22 protein-coding genes are annotated in these 18,123 nt (G+C 53.1%); 20 read left to right on the top strand and 2 right to left on the bottom strand.

Annotated features, from left to right (window positions below):
- Nucleotides 1–65: 65 nt before the first annotated feature.
- Nucleotides 66–1,469, bottom strand: coding sequence for a group II intron reverse transcriptase/maturase (ltrA, locus tag SH528x_RS17420; protein ID WP_442510522.1), 1,404 nt, complete (start codon nucleotides 1,467–1,469; stop codon nucleotides 66–68).
- A 712-nt stretch (nucleotides 1,470–2,181) separates the two neighbouring features.
- Here ltrA (SH528x_RS17420) and SH528x_RS17415 point away from each other — a divergent pair.
- The 13 genes from SH528x_RS17415 to SH528x_RS17355 all read left to right on the top strand — a co-directional run bounded on the left by SH528x_RS17415 (nucleotide 2,182) and on the right by SH528x_RS17355 (nucleotide 11,262).
- Nucleotides 2,182–2,532 carry a hypothetical protein gene (locus SH528x_RS17415; protein ID WP_442511357.1) on the top strand — a complete coding sequence of 117 codons (351 nt, stop codon included), beginning with the start codon at nucleotides 2,182–2,184 and terminating at the stop codon, nucleotides 2,530–2,532.
- A gap of 101 nt (nucleotides 2,533–2,633) precedes the next feature.
- Nucleotides 2,634–2,981, top strand: a complete 348-nt coding sequence (locus SH528x_RS17410; protein WP_442511355.1) for a hypothetical protein — start codon at nucleotides 2,634–2,636, stop codon at nucleotides 2,979–2,981.
- A gap of 183 nt (nucleotides 2,982–3,164) precedes the next feature.
- Entirely contained in the window at nucleotides 3,165–3,896 is a 732-nt protein-coding gene (locus SH528x_RS17405) for a hypothetical protein (RefSeq protein WP_442511766.1), read from the top strand.
- Between the two features lie 114 nt (nucleotides 3,897–4,010).
- Nucleotides 4,011–4,790 carry a hypothetical protein gene (locus SH528x_RS17400; protein WP_442511765.1) on the top strand — a complete coding sequence of 260 codons (780 nt, stop codon included), beginning with the start codon at nucleotides 4,011–4,013 and terminating at the stop codon, nucleotides 4,788–4,790.
- Between the two features lie 92 nt (nucleotides 4,791–4,882).
- On the top strand, nucleotides 4,883–5,329 hold the full coding sequence (locus tag SH528x_RS17395; protein WP_442511764.1) for an ankyrin repeat domain-containing protein: 447 nt from the start codon (nucleotides 4,883–4,885) through the stop codon (nucleotides 5,327–5,329).
- Nucleotides 5,330–5,732: 403 nt separating this feature from the next.
- On the top strand, nucleotides 5,733–6,335 hold the full coding sequence (locus tag SH528x_RS17390; RefSeq protein WP_442511763.1) for a hypothetical protein: 603 nt from the start codon (nucleotides 5,733–5,735) through the stop codon (nucleotides 6,333–6,335).
- An 88-nt stretch (nucleotides 6,336–6,423) separates the two neighbouring features.
- Nucleotides 6,424–6,891 (top strand): hypothetical protein, encoded by a 468-nt coding sequence (locus SH528x_RS17385; RefSeq protein WP_442511762.1) that lies wholly within the window; start codon nucleotides 6,424–6,426, stop codon nucleotides 6,889–6,891.
- Between the two features lie 172 nt (nucleotides 6,892–7,063).
- Nucleotides 7,064–7,456, top strand: a complete 393-nt coding sequence (locus SH528x_RS17380; RefSeq protein WP_442511761.1) for a hypothetical protein — start codon at nucleotides 7,064–7,066, stop codon at nucleotides 7,454–7,456.
- A 677-nt stretch (nucleotides 7,457–8,133) separates the two neighbouring features.
- Nucleotides 8,134–8,646: a UvrB/UvrC motif-containing protein gene (locus SH528x_RS17375; RefSeq protein ID WP_442511760.1), complete on the top strand. Its 513-nt coding sequence runs from the start codon at nucleotides 8,134–8,136 to the stop codon at nucleotides 8,644–8,646.
- Between the two features lie 227 nt (nucleotides 8,647–8,873).
- Nucleotides 8,874–9,317: a GNAT family N-acetyltransferase gene (locus SH528x_RS17370; RefSeq protein WP_442511716.1), complete on the top strand. Its 444-nt coding sequence runs from the start codon at nucleotides 8,874–8,876 to the stop codon at nucleotides 9,315–9,317.
- A gap of 162 nt (nucleotides 9,318–9,479) precedes the next feature.
- On the top strand, nucleotides 9,480–10,091 hold the full coding sequence (locus tag SH528x_RS17365) for a hypothetical protein (protein ID WP_442511759.1): 612 nt from the start codon (nucleotides 9,480–9,482) through the stop codon (nucleotides 10,089–10,091).
- Between the two features lie 132 nt (nucleotides 10,092–10,223).
- Nucleotides 10,224–10,718 (top strand): hypothetical protein, encoded by a 495-nt coding sequence (locus SH528x_RS17360; protein WP_442511758.1) that lies wholly within the window; start codon nucleotides 10,224–10,226, stop codon nucleotides 10,716–10,718.
- Nucleotides 10,719–10,770: 52 nt separating this feature from the next.
- Complete coding sequence (locus tag SH528x_RS17355) at nucleotides 10,771–11,262, top strand: hypothetical protein (protein WP_442511757.1); 492 nt, start codon at nucleotides 10,771–10,773, stop codon at nucleotides 11,260–11,262.
- 71 nt (nucleotides 11,263–11,333) lie between these two features.
- Here the strand turns inward: SH528x_RS17355 and ltrA (SH528x_RS17350) are convergent, their stop codons facing one another.
- Nucleotides 11,334–12,737, bottom strand: a complete 1,404-nt coding sequence (ltrA, locus tag SH528x_RS17350) for a group II intron reverse transcriptase/maturase (protein WP_442510522.1) — start codon at nucleotides 12,735–12,737, stop codon at nucleotides 11,334–11,336.
- Between the two features lie 711 nt (nucleotides 12,738–13,448).
- Between ltrA (SH528x_RS17350) and SH528x_RS17345 the strand changes: the two genes are divergently transcribed.
- The 7 genes from SH528x_RS17345 to SH528x_RS17315 all read left to right on the top strand — a co-directional run bounded on the left by SH528x_RS17345 (nucleotide 13,449) and on the right by SH528x_RS17315 (nucleotide 18,060).
- Nucleotides 13,449–14,096 carry a hypothetical protein gene (locus SH528x_RS17345; protein WP_442511756.1) on the top strand — a complete coding sequence of 216 codons (648 nt, stop codon included), beginning with the start codon at nucleotides 13,449–13,451 and terminating at the stop codon, nucleotides 14,094–14,096.
- Nucleotides 14,097–14,121: 25 nt separating this feature from the next.
- Complete coding sequence (locus SH528x_RS17340) at nucleotides 14,122–14,838, top strand: hypothetical protein (RefSeq protein WP_442511755.1); 717 nt, start codon at nucleotides 14,122–14,124, stop codon at nucleotides 14,836–14,838.
- Nucleotides 14,839–14,843: 5 nt separating this feature from the next.
- Complete coding sequence (locus SH528x_RS17335; protein ID WP_442511754.1) at nucleotides 14,844–15,290, top strand: hypothetical protein; 447 nt, start codon at nucleotides 14,844–14,846, stop codon at nucleotides 15,288–15,290.
- 231 nt (nucleotides 15,291–15,521) lie between these two features.
- Nucleotides 15,522–16,385, top strand: coding sequence for a hypothetical protein (locus SH528x_RS17330; RefSeq protein ID WP_442511753.1), 864 nt, complete (start codon nucleotides 15,522–15,524; stop codon nucleotides 16,383–16,385).
- 114 nt (nucleotides 16,386–16,499) lie between these two features.
- On the top strand, nucleotides 16,500–16,967 hold the full coding sequence (locus SH528x_RS17325; protein WP_442511752.1) for a hypothetical protein: 468 nt from the start codon (nucleotides 16,500–16,502) through the stop codon (nucleotides 16,965–16,967).
- 136 nt (nucleotides 16,968–17,103) lie between these two features.
- Entirely contained in the window at nucleotides 17,104–17,517 is a 414-nt protein-coding gene (locus SH528x_RS17320; protein ID WP_442511751.1) for a hypothetical protein, read from the top strand.
- A 141-nt stretch (nucleotides 17,518–17,658) separates the two neighbouring features.
- The gene (locus tag SH528x_RS17315) at nucleotides 17,659–18,060 is read left to right on the top strand and encodes a hypothetical protein (RefSeq protein WP_442511750.1); all 402 of its coding nucleotides are present in this window, start codon (nucleotides 17,659–17,661) and stop codon (nucleotides 18,058–18,060) included.
- The last annotated feature ends 63 nt before the right edge of the window (nucleotides 18,061–18,123 follow it).

Below are 18,123 nucleotides of genomic sequence, written 5' to 3'. Positions count from 1 at the left end.
AAATCGGGATAGGGGCCCGGATTGCTCCGGGGCCCCTCCCACATCACCTAGCATGCGGGTCCGCACTAGGCGATTCGCCGCGAGGATGCAAGCTGTTGCCAACGCTCTAATAGACTCAGTAAGCCTTCACTTTTCAGGTGCTCGTTCGATAACGCACGCTGGACTCCCGACGTCTTGGATAGACGCCACGGGCCTTTGCCGCTAAACGCGAACGGACGGGCGTCCCGGTACGACAAGCCCAAGGATATCAGGTTGCGAAGCCGAGTGTTCGACTTCTTCCACTGCTTCCAGTAGCATGCCCGAACCCGTCGCCGAAGCCACTTGTCGAGCGTACTGAAAGTTGTCTTGACTTGATCTAACTGAAAATACCCAAGCCAACCAATTGCATAAGAACGGAACTCCGCGAAACGCTTCTTCATCGACACACCTCGGTTTCTACGAAAGATCTCCGAGACGCGCCGTTTGAATGCGTCGAGCTTCTTTCGACTCACGCGAAACTGTCCGCCAAAGCCACGGAATTCGTAGCCCACGTACTCAAGCTCTTGCGTCTTACAGACGCTGCTCTTGTCGTGATTGACTTGCAGTTTCAACGTCAGCGTCAGAAATCGCTCAACGCTCGCGTAAACACGATGCGCAGCAACATCCGACTTGGTGAAGATCACGAAGTCGTCCGCATACCGCACGAAAGGCAATCCACGCCGCTCCAGTTCCTTGTCCAGATCATCCAAATAGATGTTGGAAAGGAGTGGTGACAACGGACCTCCTTGCATCGTTCCTTCTTCGCTAGGTTGACATAACCCATCGATCATCACTCCGGCTCGCAGGTATCGTCCGATCAGTTTGAGCAGTCGCTTGTCGTGAACCTTGCGGCTCACGCGTGCCATTAACACGTCGTGCTGGACTCGGTCAAAGAATTTCGACAGATCCATATCGACGCATCGGCGTCGACCGCTGCGAATGATCTTCTGCACCTGCTTGGCTGCATCTTGCGCCGAGCGATAAGGTCGATAACCGAAACTTGATTCAGAGAATCCCGGATCGAAGATCGGCGTGAGGACTAACACAATGGCGGTTTGGATGACGCGTTCGAGCAAGTTTGGAATTCCGAGCTCTCTCGTGCCGCCATCGGGCTTGAGGATGGCCACCCGCCGGACAGGGTCCGGACGATAGGTGCCATCGAGTAGTTGTCGACGAATGTTTTGCCAACGCGGCGCAAACCACTCGGGAAAGTCGTCGACCGTTATTCCGTCGGGCCCAGGGGCTCCACGGTTGGCCTTCACTCTTGCCCAAGCCATTTCCATGTTGACTTCATCGACAATTGCTTCCATCAGATTGTGAGCATCATCGCCCAAGGCTGACTTCTCGATGGCCGCCAGAGCCGAATCATCCGTCGGGATGTTTGGCGCAGCGTCATCCACTACGACAAAGTCGAAGACGAGTTGCTCTGCGTTCGGATTCTCTGAGGTCATCGGTGGTTCGTTCCTTGACTGTTGACGTTCGGTTCTTCCCGTCGCCATTGGAATTGGCGGATCGGTACTACAACTTCTGCTGCATTCTCCAGGCACGTCATGCGTTACCGCATTCCGCCCCGCCTTTCGGGCAAGCCCTACTCACGGGTACGCCTGGAGTTCTCCCCAGATAAGGGTTTTCGTGATCTGTCCCCGCCCAAGCTCCCGATCTACCTGCGCTCACTCTTCCGGTTCGGTTTCGCAGTCAGCAGCCTGCTCACCTGTAGACGTCGGCCTCCTATCGGGTTTCTGTTCGTAGCCTGGCGGGTCTTGGCGTGAATGTGTCTGACGACGGTTTTAGCTTTGAAGCTCGTCCGATTCGGTTATTGCCCGATCGAAGCTGTTCTCGGCGGCTAGCCAGATTTACGGTCACATTCGCAGGCTGCCTTCCCACGGATCGTCACCTCCCCGCAGTTGCCCTCGCCTCGTACTGTTCTTTCGTTAGAATTTCATTTGGTATACTGACTCCTCGAAAGAAACCGGAACTAAGTACAGGGGACTTGCACCCCACAAGATCACGCCCATGCTGGGCGTACTGCACGGGAGGACGGGTGGTCCGTTTTCTCGTCTGCTTGCAAGTCGTTCGCCCGTCCCCCGTGATTTCGACCGTTCGCCGACGCATGAAACAATGACTTGGCTCAACAACCGACAACGCAGGTTCGTGGCAGCAATAATGTCCTGCGTCCTTATCACATTGTTTATCATCGCTTCTTACGTAAGTTTTCCCGTAAAAATTGACTCTGCCTCAGCGTTTGAAGACAATATTGGAAACCGCGTGAGGTTCACTGCAGCGTTCGACGGTTGGGACAAACCTGGCGAGGTTATTCTGTTGGGCGATACGGCGATTATGATGCAGACTCGCCCGACTGGACGATTCGATTGGCCCGAAATTGGCGACGTGATTGACGTCGTTGGACGTGTGGATCGAGGCAATCGATACTATGGTGAACCTGACCTTGTCTTACGCGATGCGTCATGGACCATCAAATCCCAACTCAATGACCAGCGAGGCGGCGAACCATGAAATGCACGGGAGAACGGGTGGTCTGTTTTCTCGTCTGCTTGCAAGCCGTTCGCCCGTTCCCCGTGATTTCTACCGTTATCGCAATCGGATTGCTTACTCCAATGGAAACCAACCCATACGAACCGACACGCAGTGCAAATAGCCAGACGCGAGAAGAGGAAACTCTACGTTCGTTTTGGCCAGTGTGGGTTGCCGCAGCTTGGGTGGTGTTCCTGATACTGCTCCTGCCGGCAATTCCGGTGTCGCAGTTGCGTTCGGCTCCGGCGGGATTTCGTTCACCTCCAGCGGGAACATTTCTTCCCATGAAATTAATCACAACCACCCTTTCCGTTATTGCGGCTGGATTGCTTCTCTACTGGCCACGTCGGCGGCGCTGGCTGCTTCTGAATATTCCAATCGTGATTCTGCTCTCTGCTGTACAATGGACGGCATGGTCACGCTTCCCCTAACCAACGCGTACCGCGAATGGTGGTGCGCTCAAAATGCGATAACCATGCGATGGTGACGGAGCGGCGGCACAATCGCCCGTTTGCTTGCAAGTTCACTCTCGCCGCCCGCACATCGCTACCGTTCACACACGCATGAAAACCACCGCACGTCTCGTCTCTCTTCCCCTTTTTTTGGAGCTTGTGATGAATTCAACGATCACTGCAACAAACGCGTCTATTCTTGCATTATTGATCACGTGCCAAACAAATCTTCTCGCTAAAGCTCCGATTGAACATGGCAAAAACTCAACGGCTGACGAAGTTGATCCATTCGCGCCAAACCCACTTGTTGATCGGTTTGAATGGCGGGAATACCTATCGATCAAGGGGACTCTTGTTTCCGGTGCTGATCTCGTCGGAAATCTGTCGGCGTCAAAAATCACGCTCTCCTCGGGAAACGAGATTTTGACCAATGACGAGACGATCTTCGTTCGGCAATCGCCGGGGCAGCCAAGCACACCTGCTACGAAAAACGATATCACTGTTGGATCCCCGATCTCTTACGAAATTAACATTCAACGCAGTGCTGCGGCACAGCGGATTGTTGTTTGGCAGGGCTTTGGTCCATTTCGCCACAAAATTTACGACGAACGCATCAACCCAATGGTCAAATCCCTTGTCAGCCGAGTAAAGACCGGGAAACGCAACCTCATCGAGTTGGAACACCCGGCGGAACCAATGCAGATCGAATTCGCATCGTCAAAGCAAATTATTCCTCCTGGTGAGCCGAAATTGATTCAGCTCGACACGCCTGTGAAAGCGTTAAACATTCTTTCTGGAGACCAAAAGCAAACCATGTCGTTCGAGCACGAGTTCGATACTTTTGTGGTGTTTCGTTCGTTTGGAAGCGGCGCGATGATATTTGCTGGGAAATAGCTGCATGCCGAGGGTGTGAACCAGGCGATGCACGTGAGTCGCCGAGTTGAGTTGATTGAAGTGGTCAGTCGTTCGCGGCGACCACGTGATCGCTACCGTTATGCTACATAGTTCATGACACGCATCCCTTTTCCAGCACGACTTGGGCCCAAGGACGAGGAGATCGACGCGCGCGTTACCGCTGAACGCATTCGCAAACATTTTCCAGATGCGGTCGTGGACTGGGAGCGCGGCGACGAAGAAATTCAACGCGGGATCGAACGACTCCGTGACATGCAGGCTCCCGACTTCTACATCGAAGCGAAACGGAAGTCGTTCGGTAAGGTTGTTTACATCAGCGTCACAGACAAGTCGTTTTCCGGTTTTACTGCGTGGTTCTACGCAAGTCACATCGAACGCGATGTCGGTGACTGTTTCGACTTGTACTCCGAGCCCAGCCTTAACATTCCATTCCTCAAGGTTGCAGCCGCGCAAATTGCTGACGCCGCACATTTCGACTTCCTCTTCACCACCGAGAATGACTGGGGAATAGACATCCGATCGGTTCCCGAACGGTCGGACCCGTTCAAGTTTGCGAGGCAGAGGCTACCTGAAGACAACTACGGTGATTTGGCAATCCACCCAATGAACGATTGGAAATCTTCACTCTGCAGTGCCGTTCCACGTTGGTTCGAGACGGCCGCATTTAAATCTAAGGAGGCGATGATCAGCAAGGTGGGGTCAATCGACGCTGTCGCCTCCGAAACAATTGAACTCCTTTCCCAGATCGATGGCATTGATCGGTGCTGGCTCGTTGATATCGCTGCACCATTCAGTAACTCTTTTGTCGTGGAACACGAAAATTGGATGTCATATGTTTCATTGGGTGGAGCTCCAAAGGGCATTTTGGCATAACAAACGCATGCACCGGAATGCGGTTGCTCGCCGAATTTCCAATTGAAAGTCGCACGTCCGCATCCGGTGATGCGTGGCGTTCCACCATTAAAATGACCATCCCAGACGACATCGAATCTGACATCTCCCAAGCAATCGAATTGGACGATGCGAACGCACTGCGCCAAACGATTGAGTCATCCAATCTCATCGGTCACGAAGATCTTGGCGCTTGGCTGACGTTAGCCGCAAACCTGGGAAGTCTTAATGCGATGCACGTCCTTCTCGACTCCGATGCCAATGTGCTCTGGAAGAACGAAGACGGCGAGACCGCGTTCAGCTTCGCTTGCGTCTGCGACCAATTCGATGCCGCGCGATTACTACACAAGCACGGTGCTGATATCAACAGTGTCGATTCGAGTGGCGGAACTCCGTTGGATTGGGCTGTTTGTCATGCACGCCCAGCCTTCCGCGAATGGCTGAAGAGTGTCGGTGGTAATCGTAACAGCGACCACGAAGAATGGCCCTGGCCGCCGAGAACCCACAATTGCGACACCTGATACAATGCCCCGTTCCGCTGCAAAGAAGGTGGAACCATGGGTTGGACGCGGAGGCCTCGAAAACGTTTTTGGGCAGTGGTTGCTCATCCGCTCGGCCCCGGTCAACCCTGCCGTTATCCGACTAAATGTTCTAAACATTACTGTCGATACTAAGCGGTAATGACTAACATCTCCCACGTACCTCGCTGGCGCCGAAATGCGACACCTTGCGATTCTCCCGCTAATACTGTTTGTAGCGAGTTCTTCCGCGTTCGCACAGTTTGAGATTAGTAAGCGCCTTCGTCTTTCTTCAGTGCCGGAGGCGCACCGAACAGATTACGACGCGAACAAGGAAAACTCTGCCTCACCGATTGCTGTTTCACGCAGTTGGGTCCATGCATGGAACGGCAACGACCGATCAACCATGTACCGCTTGACCGCGTCGCGCATGATCATGGGCAGAGCACTTGATGGTTTGGTTGGCGACCGTCGAAATATCACACGGTTCCGGCAGGCGGATTGTTATCAACGCAAATTCGCTTTTTCCGATTCGACTGTCATCTCACAACTTGGCCAGATCTATGATCCTGTGCGACACGGTGAGGTTATCGTCGGGGAATCAAAGGTGATTGGAAATTCTGCTTACATTGCAGATCTGTTTCGCAGTTCTGCTCCCCTGTCTCCCTTTGCAATTCTTGTTCTGGAGAAGTTGGATGGTAAGTGGTTCGTTTCTGACCTTCGCGTACCGTGCGAGCATCTTTCGTTGGTTGACTTACTTCAATATGAAATCATTGAATCACTCCCGTCCAATCCAGAACTGGCATCGTGGATGCCTGGACGAAAGTCTCAAAGTGGGGAGGTAAGCAAGCTGCGAAGTCTGAGGGATGCACGTACAAACGAAAGGTTTGCAGAACTTTGGAGCGAGCTTTCAGACCAGACGAGGAGTTGGCCTTGGGCGAGGTTTCTTTACCTGGTGAATAGCATTGAGCATAATGCTGTTTCGGTTCGACAGTCGTCAATAGATTAGTTTTTGACTGCTGGCGGAAATCCTAATTCTGTTGCATGGCTCCAGGCCTTCTTCGACCAAAAAAGTGTAAACGGCGGATAACAGAGCGATGAACGCGGCGTGGCCGGCATCGCGTTTACAAATGGACGATCAACCGCGGCCACCCGGTTATCGCAAACGTTCCCCGACAGAAACTCGACGCTGCTTGGTTGGCAAAATGGATACAACGACTTACAAGCTAGCTCGTTCGATTGGCGGGCGATCCAATTTCGCGGAAACGACTGTCTCGATTGTCCGCGACGCTTCGATGAATGCCGCGTTCATATCACCTCGCTTGGACGACACGAATCTGGCCTGGGCTTTTCCGCATGCCGTTGCCGGTGCGCATCAAGCCTTGGTCGAATCTGAACTAAACGCAACATCTGTAGAGATCGTCGCTATTCGCCTAACAGAGGCCGATTCCAATCCACACACTGTCGCTGTTTCCGCATATATTGCGGCTGCGCAGGCACTTTCCGCTGACCGAATGTTACAATCTTTCGTCGTTAACGAGCGACTTAATTTTCCTTCGCTCTAGGTAGGCTGAAAGTCGAACGCCCACTGGCCAATTGCGAACAAGGCGATGGCGGGGAACTATCCCGTGCACCGAAGTACGGCTTGCGTGGTTCTACCAATGGAAAAACAAACTTCCGTACTCGGTGACGGGTACCGTTCGCTGACATAGAGGCTACGTCGAACCTCGGCCAACCATGGAACCGACAAGCTACATGCCGCACAACCGCCGAGCGATTGGATCGAGCTATTTCATCCAGCAAACCCCCGGCGCTGAAATGTTAGGTGGCGTGGAGGTTGTACTGCGCGTCCCGAAGTCCGAAACTGGTCGCTTGATCGTTAGCAACACCCTTTGGCAATCCGAGGAGACACGTGACGACATCGGAGAGTTTCAACAACAAGCGGTGGATGGAATTCACGACTACGCTAGCCAAAAAGAAATTGATCTTTCTCGATTTGACATCGAACTCAGAGGATTTTTGATCCACGACGTTGACTCTCATCCTCGCCTGTATTTCTTCACTGCACAAAACGCGCTACAATCTGCATTGGCGTCCTGGTTTCATCCATCACTTCGGATGCAATCGTGACGCTGGAGAGCCAAAACAAGAAACCAGCGAACCAAGCGATGCACCCAAGTCGCGGAGCTGGGCGGTTTGATAATGGAAAATCTTTCGCCGCGACTGGGTGATCGCGGACGTTCGCCGACATATTTTGAGTGAAACGAATCCGTATCGCCCGTCGCCCGCCAGCGTCGAATCAAAGTCGAGTCACAGTGTCCCAAAGCGTGTCTCGTTTCCAAGACGTATCGTTGTTGCGACGCTAATGGGGCTCGTAGTCCTTGCATCCGGGCCGACAATATGGCTTCTGTTTCTCGTTCTGTTCGGAATGATTGATGGCGAACCAATGCGTGTATTCCAGAACCGCATACTCTGGGAGGATGAGTTTGTCGCCAAACTTCCCGCCGCCGTAGTCCTTTCGTCCGTTGGCGCGATCCCCGTTTTCATCGGCATCATTCTTGATCGTCGTTCAGAACGGTCGCGTTGAGAGGCGCAAACGTCAAACTCGCACGGCAATTGATTTGTTAGTCGATGCTGCGCGTGATATGATTTCGGCAAACGTAGATCGTGGTCGTAGACGTAGACACCGTTACAATGCGGCGAACCATGGGTTGCAACGAAGCCGGACTTGCGAGATTCTACGAAGTGGAGAGTCCTCCGTCCCGGCTCGCTGAACCCCGACGTTCGCCGATCGAGGAAATCCGGACATGCATCATCTTCCTCACGGCATGAACTGGGAACCAACGCGACTTGCTAGCGTGCTCTCAAAGAATGGAGTTCCTGCGTGCGTGTTTGATTCGTTGGTCCGCATCGAAATTGTTGATCCACACCCACCGTCACTAATTGGTAAGCTTCTCCGAGGGGTATTGGGATCACGACCGAATGTAATCACGATCAAACATGACCCAGACCGTTTCATACAGAATATCAACGTTGACTATGATCCCTTCAAGATTGATAACGATCTACCTCACCTGCATGACATCACGGTCGCTCTACGTGAATGCGGATACGTGGTAAAATCCGACCGGGAAGTGGCGGAGGACTATTGCCCAGACTCGGATGAACTACGTGAACTCTTTGATACAATGGAACGCTTGCAGCGCGAGAAAGAGGATCTGGTTGCCGCACAGGATTTTGAGGCTGCAAAGCTGAAACGAGATGAAGAGCGTGAAATTCGCGATCAGATTGATGCATACTTGTTCAAAATGGTAGATTAGCTCGCCGCCGCAACAGACGGCGAACCAAGCAATGCACCCGAGTCGCGAAGTCGGGCGTTTTGACAATGGAAAATTTCTCGTCGCGACCGGGTGATTGCAACCGTTCGTCGGACCCACCTGTCATACGGCGATCAGTACCTTCTCTAGAGACACTAGACCAGCTTGCTCCGATGATTGATTTTCAAATCGTGCGAGCCCGACCCGCTGACTGGAAACGAATTCGTTCCATGCGTCTTCGCTGCCTCGGGGATGCACCAGATGCGTTCGGCAGCACGCTCGCTGAAGAACAAGAACGAACTGACACCGAGTGGCGTACTCGAACCGAAAACAAGATGGTCGCTCACTTCCTTGCAGCGACAGCCGATCGGGACGACGTTGGGATTGCCGTTTGTGCGCCCTCCACTCAGCATGAACAAACGGCGGGGCTCTTCGGCATGTGGGTCGCACCCGAAGCTCGACAACAGGGAATCGGTGCTGCTCTTGTCCACACCGTAATCGAGTGGGCACAAAACGAGAATTACCGACGGCTTATTCTCGATGTTGCCAATTCAAACATCCAAGCGATTCGGCTCTACGAATCTTGCGGCTTCGTTCCCACGGGCAAAACGGGAGCCCTTCCACCGCCGCGACAGCAAATTCTCGAACATGAGATGGCGATGATTCTTGACTGACCGTATGATATTCGTAAACGCCGCCGTTGGTGGTCGGCGAACCCGCCTATGCCGACGAACCAAACGCTGGACCGGAGCCGCCGATCCGGTGGGAATCAAGTGGAAGGATGATTGCCGGCGGCCCGGTCAGCTTTAGCGTTCTGCGATTGACATATGTGCAAGGTGAATGCGAAACCGAAGTACGATGCTCTTCCGCGAGCCGAGTTACCTCGATTACGTGATCAATACCAGACTCTCGCGTCAAATCTTGAACGCGCGTGGCATCAATCCAGTCGGCACCTGTTCGACCTGAATCGTGAGTTCAAACAAAAAGGGAAACGTGTCCCAGAAATCGAATGGCTAACCGCATACGAACCAGTTTGGGAGCACTTTGATTTGAGAACGCGGGCGGCGCTGTATTTGTGCGACCAGGCGGTCCCACGCATGTCGCTTCGAGCGCTGCAACATGCCCGCGACGGATCACATGGCATCGATCCGGTACAAGTAGCTGCTTACGTTGATCTTTTTCCATACTCGATGTTTCAACATCACTGCGATCTAGACTGGCATTCAGGCGAGCGGTATCGGCTTAGACTTCCAAAGATCACCTCGATTAGAGCCGAGTGTGTGATCGAGGACTTTGCCTATTACATTGAAGCGCGGAACGAGTCGTCAAACCATGTTGACTATGGCTACGTGACAATTCGCGATCATCAGCTAACGAAGCTCGATACTTGGGACTACGATGAAGTGCTGGACTATTCCAGCGATGGTCGTTGCTACTACATTCAATGACGCAGAACAATGGGTTGGACGCGGACGACTCGAAAGCGTCTTGTTGAAATGGTTGATTTTTCGCTCGTCCCCGGTCAACCCTGCCGTTACCCGACTGGTGCAGCAGCACTCAGCTATTGCTAGGCTCCTGAGGTGATCGACCCTAATACTCCGTCATCGTCAAACCCAGCGTTTCCCGAAGGTTACGTACGTCCCAAACGCCGCATGCCCCCTCGGCCACGGATTACGATTCGCAACCTGATGTGGTCGACCGCATTCGTCGCAATCGCCTGCGTTGTTACCCCCTTTGCTTATCTATTCTCACTATGGCTGGCTTGGGCTGCGGCTCTCGGACTTGTTGGCGCTGCGGTCTCGTGTGCGAAACATGGACTCAGTGGAGTACCGACCGGTTTCTTCGCGGGTCTACTTTGTATTCCGCTTGGCTTAATGTTGCTGTTCGTTGTATGGTTCGTTGTGATGTTCTTTTACATCATCTTGTTCAACCCACCGCGAAAAGGAATGCTTTCTTCTCGTGGATCGCTATGTCCGCAACACGCCATTGCAGCCACGGTTGATCCCGGATGGCAGTGGGCGGGTAACCATGCGATGATACGGAGCGGCGGTGGTCGCCGTTTTCGCAATGGCTGAGTCTCTCGCCGCCGCCCGCATATCGCTACCGTTATTTGGATGAAGATGTCGCATGCAAATGCAAAGCACCTACGGCATTTTCGACAACGAAGCTGATCACATCATTGCGATGGTTCACGATCACGTGTCCCTCGATGCAATCTCCCGCACTCCTTGCCCCGCTTGCGGCGCGAACATGGTCGTTGCGTTCACCGAAGACGGCACTGGGTTCTCACTGAACTGCAAGGGCGATCCGCTTCACATCACAAAACAACAGCAAATTGATAGTCCTCCGCCATGGTGGAAAGAGTGCTACGAAGAACCAACGGACACGACATGGTATTGGCGTAAATGGCATTCGTATGATGACGATGGAATGCTGCACATGAAAATCTCAGGATGGCAGGCCGACGACGTGCGATGGTCGGGGGCGTTGGAGTGCCCGCGGGATCATCGCGACTACGAACTTTGGCGATGGATACTCAACGAATCTGGTTGCACGAAAGACCTTATCAGCGATACTGACCTCGACGAACTTCGTGCACAGTACGAAAACGCCAAATAACCATGTGAATCGGGATAGGGGCCCGGATTGCTCCGGGGCCCCTCCCACATCACCTAGCATGCGGGTCCGCACTAGGCGATTCGCCGCGAGGATGCAAGCTGTTGCCAACGCTCTAATAGACTCAGTAAGCCTTCACTTTTCAGGTGCTCGTTCGATAACGCACGCTGGACTCCCGACGTCTTGGATAGACGCCACGGGCCTTTGCCGCTAAACGCGAACGGACGGGCGTCCCGGTACGACAAGCCCAAGGATATCAGGTTGCGAAGCCGAGTGTTCGACTTCTTCCACTGCTTCCAGTAGCATGCCCGAACCCGTCGCCGAAGCCACTTGTCGAGCGTACTGAAAGTTGTCTTGACTTGATCTAACTGAAAATACCCAAGCCAACCAATTGCATAAGAACGGAACTCCGCGAAACGCTTCTTCATCGACACACCTCGGTTTCTACGAAAGATCTCCGAGACGCGCCGTTTGAATGCGTCGAGCTTCTTTCGACTCACGCGAAACTGTCCGCCAAAGCCACGGAATTCGTAGCCCACGTACTCAAGCTCTTGCGTCTTACAGACGCTGCTCTTGTCGTGATTGACTTGCAGTTTCAACGTCAGCGTCAGAAATCGCTCAACGCTCGCGTAAACACGATGCGCAGCAACATCCGACTTGGTGAAGATCACGAAGTCGTCCGCATACCGCACGAAAGGCAATCCACGCCGCTCCAGTTCCTTGTCCAGATCATCCAAATAGATGTTGGAAAGGAGTGGTGACAACGGACCTCCTTGCATCGTTCCTTCTTCGCTAGGTTGACATAACCCATCGATCATCACTCCGGCTCGCAGGTATCGTCCGATCAGTTTGAGCAGTCGCTTGTCGTGAACCTTGCGGCTCACGCGTGCCATTAACACGTCGTGCTGGACTCGGTCAAAGAATTTCGACAGATCCATATCGACGCATCGGCGTCGACCGCTGCGAATGATCTTCTGCACCTGCTTGGCTGCATCTTGCGCCGAGCGATAAGGTCGATAACCGAAACTTGATTCAGAGAATCCCGGATCGAAGATCGGCGTGAGGACTAACACAATGGCGGTTTGGATGACGCGTTCGAGCAAGTTTGGAATTCCGAGCTCTCTCGTGCCGCCATCGGGCTTGAGGATGGCCACCCGCCGGACAGGGTCCGGACGATAGGTGCCATCGAGTAGTTGTCGACGAATGTTTTGCCAACGCGGCGCAAACCACTCGGGAAAGTCGTCGACCGTTATTCCGTCGGGCCCAGGGGCTCCACGGTTGGCCTTCACTCTTGCCCAAGCCATTTCCATGTTGACTTCATCGACAATTGCTTCCATCAGATTGTGAGCATCATCGCCCAAGGCTGACTTCTCGATGGCCGCCAGAGCCGAATCATCCGTCGGGATGTTTGGCGCAGCGTCATCCACTACGACAAAGTCGAAGACGAGTTGCTCTGCGTTCGGATTCTCTGAGGTCATCGGTGGTTCGTTCCTTGACTGTTGACGTTCGGTTCTTCCCGTCGCCATTGGAATTGGCGGATCGGTACTACAACTTCTGCTGCATTCTCCAGGCACGTCATGCGTTACCGCATTCCGCCCCGCCTTTCGGGCAAGCCCTACTCACGGGTACGCCTGGAGTTCTCCCCAGATAAGGGTTTTCGTGATCTGTCCCCGCCCAAGCTCCCGATCTACCTGCGCTCACTCTTCCGGTTCGGTTTCGCAGTCAGCAGCCTGCTCACCTGTAGACGTCGGCCTCCTATCGGGTTTCTGTTCGTAGCCTGGCGGGTCTTGGCGTGAATGTGTCTGACGACGGTTTTAGCTTTGAAGCTCGTCCGATTCGGTTATTGCCCGATCGAAGCTGTTCTCGGCGGCTAGCCAGATTTACGGTCACATTCGCAGGCTGCCTTCCCACGGATCGTCACCTCCCCGCAGTTGCCCTCGCCTCGTACTGTTCTTTCGTTAGAATTTCATTTGGTATACTGACTCCTCGAAAGAAACCGGAACTAAGTACAGGGGACTTGCACCCCACAAGATCACGCCCATGCTGGGCGTACTGCAACGGAGGACGGGCGGATCGTTTTCTCGTCTGCTTGCAAGGCGTTCGCCCGTCCCCGCTGATCACTACCGTTCTGCGAAAGGGCCGCGGCTGATTGTGTCATGACTGTACCGTTCATTACGGAGAACTGCATCGTGTTCGAGTGCCAATCTGGCGAGCTCCTCGTCGGTGACTTGATTAACGATCCCGCGCGATACCGGATTCCTCACTTAGGCATCTGCCACCTCCCTGCCTCTGCGATCCACAACGCTGCCGCCGCCAATGACGGTTTCTCTGTGGATCACGCGCAGATTTTCATTGTGGACGCTCCACATTATCAGAGCATTCGGGAATCTATACGCGACGACTACGACCGTGGTGCCATTGATCACGCACTTTGCGAGGCACTCCGGACAAAGAAGAACACTGCTTTCGGCTACGTCGTCGCAGGTGAGCTCTTTGATTGCGACTTCAATGGCGATGGTACCTATCGATTTAATATTTCACTTGCGCAAGGCGGTCTCCCCAAGCCAGAAGAGAAAAACTCAGACGCCAGAGAACTCTTGCGCCGGATTGCCTCGAGTATGAATACGCTGGTCTGCGCTTCGTGCTTCTCAGCCGAAATCGTGTCCCACCCTGATCTCGGTATGTCACCGGGTGGACGAGCAAAAGCGAAAAAGGATTGGTGCATCGCGATGGCTGAACACGCAATTGGAGTCGGCTGGACCGCCGTACCCGAAAAAGGTAGCTTTGGTGACATTACTCCGTTGTGCCCTGAATGCAAGGCTCAGAGACGCATTTGAATGGTATCGTGAATACCGCAGAACAATGCGATGCACAACGAGCGGCGAAGTCAAGTTGTTTGAAGTGGTGGATCACTCGTCGCCGCCGTGTGATCGCTGCCGTTCTGCCATTGATCATCCCGGAATCGTCATGATCCAAGCTTCACTGATCTCGTATTTGAAAACCGCACAACTTGGGCCATTCGTGCCTTTGTGTGCTCGCGATACTGTGCTGAATCTACTCGGTTCACCTCCATATTGGGACGGATGGGGTGGCATCCCGTGTGAAGCGTCAGTCATTTGGGTTTACGATTCAATCCAATTCAACTTTGACGAACAAATGCGACTCGCCGACACCCACATAGGATTTGAATCGACGTTCAACGGCACATCAGTAACGTACTCGGATTGGACTAACTCCTTCATTCAATTTGACGATCTGGACCTCGGCACAATTTCGACTCCTGACCGCTTCCGGAACGCGATGGCAACAAACCAAATCGGTACGATTCAGCATTTGCTTTCCGGTGGTCGCGTGATGATTGACACCGATGCCGGAGTTCAGGCTCGCTTCGCTACAATGACGGACTTCGAAGCGTCGATCAACAATGAGCGTCGCATCGCCACCAAAACACCTTACCTTCATCGCCTAACGACCGTACAACTGGCAGAACAAAGCGGTGAACGGGAGCCGCCGATGACGCGGAATTCGAAATCATGTTTTTTGGCGGCGGCCCCGTTACCGCCGTCGTTATCCGACTGAAATCCATGGCTGCCATACGCCTGATACCCCAAAGCGACTACGCGGATTTCCCTCGCCTAGAAGTGAAGGCGTTAATCGAACGGTTGCCAGGCGTGGTCATCGTCCCTACTGATTTCGACGCAATGATATCTGCGGGCCGAGACGCTGGCTGGTCCGACGAATTGATCACCGCAAATCAACAACTGGCAACACGTGGCAACTGCATCGACTTCCAATGGCCGGGACCACCGAAGCTGACGGGAGCCGTGTATGAAGACAATGCGTACTTCCTTGTTGCTGACGACTACCGCCAAACTTTAGAACTAATCGAAAATTGGGCGATTGAACTTGGTACGAGCGTTTACGAGCACGACCCTCTACCTCCACCGCCTGCACCCTGCCCGCAATGCGGTCAGGCCTTGCGCACTCCAAAATCCAAACAATGCTTTGCCTGCGGTGCTGACTGGCACTGAGCGATCCCAAGATGGCGGATAACCAGAGAATTGCACGCGAGTGGCGGTGGCGTGCTTTTTGAAGTGGATGATCAACTCCCGCCACCGCGTGAATTCCAACGTTATTCAGGTGGCGCGATGCCTAGACTCAGTTACGCAATGCTCCTCATCTCGATCATTGGCGGGTCCATTGGATGCATGCAACCGAAGCATCCACAAACACAGCCTGCTGCCACATCGAACAATGAATTTATGAATATATCGGTTGTCCAATACGATTCTGATTACGTCCCCAATCCGAATCCCACGGGTGAAACTGCATTCGAGGAGTTTTGGCAGGTTCGTGCGTCAGTGCTTGCTGCGTCTCAAGAGCACGGCGAAACTGGTCCCGAATCCACGGACAATGCGATTTATTGGATCGTCGATGATCAATACAACGACGAACGATATCAAAACATGGAGGTTTACAAACCTGAAGGCTGGACGATCGAGTGGCTCACCGCGTTGATTGGGCCGCTACGCGAACACGAAGGATGGGCGATTAGCATCGGGAACATCGACCAAGGCCATCTCTTGGTGTTCGCCGATCGCCTAATGGTAACCGGGCCAACCTTCGAGAATTGCGACGATCTCGAATCGGTCGTCGCTGCCGCAAAGCTTGCGACCGAAAACTTCGAGGAACGGAAGAACGGTCCGCTAATGAGACAACTTGAATACATCAAAACACTGTTGCCCTCGGCAATGAAGGATGCAGACGCAAATACGTTCTCTTATCTCGCAACATTCGATGGCTATCAACTGCACGAGGGCAATGCCGTCTGGATTCTTCAAACGAAAAACGACAACGAATTGCTTCTCGAAACGGAATATTCCCCGATACGTACAACTGCGGTCACCGCCGACGAAACGATTCATCCTGAATACTGCAGGAATTTCTGGCCGTACACCGATGAATCGCCGCCATATTGGTTGTTGGCATACATCGTTGTAGATCGGACACTGACCACTTTCAAGCTGGTCGACGAAGATGGCACTCAGGCTGGATCGCTTACGATCGGAAAGATCACAACCGATGAAGAACTGAAACAACGACGCGACGCGAAAAACTCCGAATAACAAAGCCGTGAACCGGAGCACTCATTCACGCGGCAACTGAAATCAAAGTCTTCCGTTCGTGCCCGGTTACGGCAGACGTTCGCCGACCAAGCACTGCAAGTTCTAGACTGACACATGCGCAAATCCGCGACCGTCGTTTTCGTCATCGCGCTGCTTGCTTGGCTCGCCTATCATGCGACTGGTTCTCGATACGGTGGTGACGCGACAACTCCAAACGACATCCCGATCGTTGGAGAGAGCCTATCCGAACTGGTGTTTATCGAACCCGCCAATTTCCACGGTTACGAACATCCGCATGGTGGCGGCACTTTTGTCATTACTGGAACTGCAACCCACGATTCCGTCGTAAGGTTTTGCGATAGCGCAGAGATTTCACTGTCCCAAAACGGTGCGAAAATCGCCGACCGTAAAGACATCCTTGCTTACTTGGAGAATCGTGAGATCAAACTGCCGGATTCCTCCCCAGATCAGCCGCCTGATGTGATGTTCGGATACGGAACTCGGTTCCCAAAACTCTACGGCGTGTACAATGCAGACACCAACCATTTCGTGATCTCACTACAATTCCATGGTTCAAAGTGAATCGTGCGGCGAACCATGCGATGGACCGAAGTCGCGGGTAAAGCGTTTTTGAAATGGAAATCACATTGCCGCGACTCGGTCATCGCGGACGTTCTGCTAAGCCCAGTCACCAACGTCTTGCCCAACGGGGATGTACATGCGACCGAAATACACGCTTTCCAGTCTTCTTTGTGCAACACTCATCTGCGCGTTGGGTATCATGGCGTATCGCCAAACCAAGCTTGCCGCCAAATTAAGGCTGCAAGTTGAGATTCATGACACGCTAAGACAGCAAATGGCACGTGTGATCCAACGAGAGGATGAATTGCGAAGTGCGATCGACGAGATGAACACCAATCGCAATGCAACGCTTTCGTACGCTTCTCAGCGTGTGAGTGTGTCAAACGCATTCCTGCCGACTTTCGATCGAAATCGACGAAGATCCGAGGAACGCGAGGTTCATACCGCAAAGCTCAAGCTGACTCGTGAGCGGGAACTTCTTAAGGTGTTTGAAGCGTTGGCGCAGGAGCAAATGCCAGTTGAGTTGCGTACTGAAAAAGCAGAACCATGACATGAACCGAAGCGGCGGCGTCGACGTTTCAAAGTGGTCTGTTGCCCGCCGCCGCTCGGTTATGTCTACCGTTCTGCCAACGAGCTTTTCTCACTTGGCAGGCAAGCAACCTGAAGCTCTTACTAACACGAGAGATTCCACATGGCCAAAAAACGACGTCTAGCGAAGAAAACGCGTATTCCTGACGCAAAACCACATATGATCGAAATGACCAAACACGATGCGGGTTACGACGTTGTCATCGAGTCAACCACTTTCACGTTACCTGCCGATTCCGTCATCCACACGAAGGCAGTCGCCGCTTGCAGCGAATATGACTCCCCGGATTCCAAAAGTGTCAAGATTCTCAAACGTAGTTCCATCGAGCTTGAACTTGTCAATGAAACTGATGTGTACGAGAATCGAATTGGTGTCGTACTGAAAGCAAGTGAGCGTGATGCGAAAACACTTGCCGACGATTGGGACGCCTATTCTGATATTATGAGTGCTCTCGGTGAAGCCTGTTCCTCAATAGAAGATGATCGTGTGGAGATCGTCGACTAGCGCGGAGGGCAGAACCATGACATGCACGGGAGCACGGCTTGCGGCGTTGTTTGCTATGGATAG

Source organism: Novipirellula methanifontis, from assembly GCF_052161655.1.
Taxonomy (GTDB): Bacteria; Planctomycetota; Planctomycetia; order Pirellulales; family Pirellulaceae; genus Novipirellula.
Note: the sequence above shows the minus strand (reverse complement) of the source record. Positions and strands in the feature narration are given on the sequence as shown.

Excerpts from the sequence above, each read along its gene's own strand:
- ltrA (WP_442510522.1), bottom strand. The coding sequence starts at position 1,469 with ATGACCTCAGAGAATCCGAACGCAGAGCAACTCGTCTTCGACTTTGTC.
- SH528x_RS17415 (WP_442511357.1), top strand. The coding sequence starts at position 2,182 with ATGTCCTGCGTCCTTATCACATTGTTTATCATCGCTTCTTACGTAAGT.
- SH528x_RS17410 (WP_442511355.1), top strand. The coding sequence starts at position 2,634 with ATGGAAACCAACCCATACGAACCGACACGCAGTGCAAATAGCCAGACG.
- SH528x_RS17405 (WP_442511766.1), top strand. The coding sequence starts at position 3,165 with ATGAATTCAACGATCACTGCAACAAACGCGTCTATTCTTGCATTATTG.
- SH528x_RS17400 (WP_442511765.1), top strand. The coding sequence starts at position 4,011 with ATGACACGCATCCCTTTTCCAGCACGACTTGGGCCCAAGGACGAGGAG.
- SH528x_RS17395 (WP_442511764.1), top strand. The coding sequence starts at position 4,883 with ATGACCATCCCAGACGACATCGAATCTGACATCTCCCAAGCAATCGAA.
- SH528x_RS17390 (WP_442511763.1), top strand. The coding sequence starts at position 5,733 with ATGTACCGCTTGACCGCGTCGCGCATGATCATGGGCAGAGCACTTGAT.
- SH528x_RS17385 (WP_442511762.1), top strand. The coding sequence starts at position 6,424 with ATGAACGCGGCGTGGCCGGCATCGCGTTTACAAATGGACGATCAACCG.
- SH528x_RS17380 (WP_442511761.1), top strand. The coding sequence starts at position 7,064 with ATGGAACCGACAAGCTACATGCCGCACAACCGCCGAGCGATTGGATCG.
- SH528x_RS17375 (WP_442511760.1), top strand. The coding sequence starts at position 8,134 with ATGCATCATCTTCCTCACGGCATGAACTGGGAACCAACGCGACTTGCT.
- SH528x_RS17370 (WP_442511716.1), top strand. The coding sequence starts at position 8,874 with ATGCGTCTTCGCTGCCTCGGGGATGCACCAGATGCGTTCGGCAGCACG.
- SH528x_RS17355 (WP_442511757.1), top strand. The coding sequence starts at position 10,771 with ATGCAAATGCAAAGCACCTACGGCATTTTCGACAACGAAGCTGATCAC.
- ltrA (WP_442510522.1), bottom strand. The coding sequence starts at position 12,737 with ATGACCTCAGAGAATCCGAACGCAGAGCAACTCGTCTTCGACTTTGTC.
- SH528x_RS17340 (WP_442511755.1), top strand. The coding sequence starts at position 14,122 with ATGCGATGCACAACGAGCGGCGAAGTCAAGTTGTTTGAAGTGGTGGAT.
- SH528x_RS17335 (WP_442511754.1), top strand. The coding sequence starts at position 14,844 with ATGGCTGCCATACGCCTGATACCCCAAAGCGACTACGCGGATTTCCCT.
- SH528x_RS17330 (WP_442511753.1), top strand. The coding sequence starts at position 15,522 with ATGAATATATCGGTTGTCCAATACGATTCTGATTACGTCCCCAATCCG.
- SH528x_RS17325 (WP_442511752.1), top strand. The coding sequence starts at position 16,500 with ATGCGCAAATCCGCGACCGTCGTTTTCGTCATCGCGCTGCTTGCTTGG.
- SH528x_RS17320 (WP_442511751.1), top strand. The coding sequence starts at position 17,104 with ATGCGACCGAAATACACGCTTTCCAGTCTTCTTTGTGCAACACTCATC.
- SH528x_RS17315 (WP_442511750.1), top strand. The coding sequence starts at position 17,659 with ATGGCCAAAAAACGACGTCTAGCGAAGAAAACGCGTATTCCTGACGCA.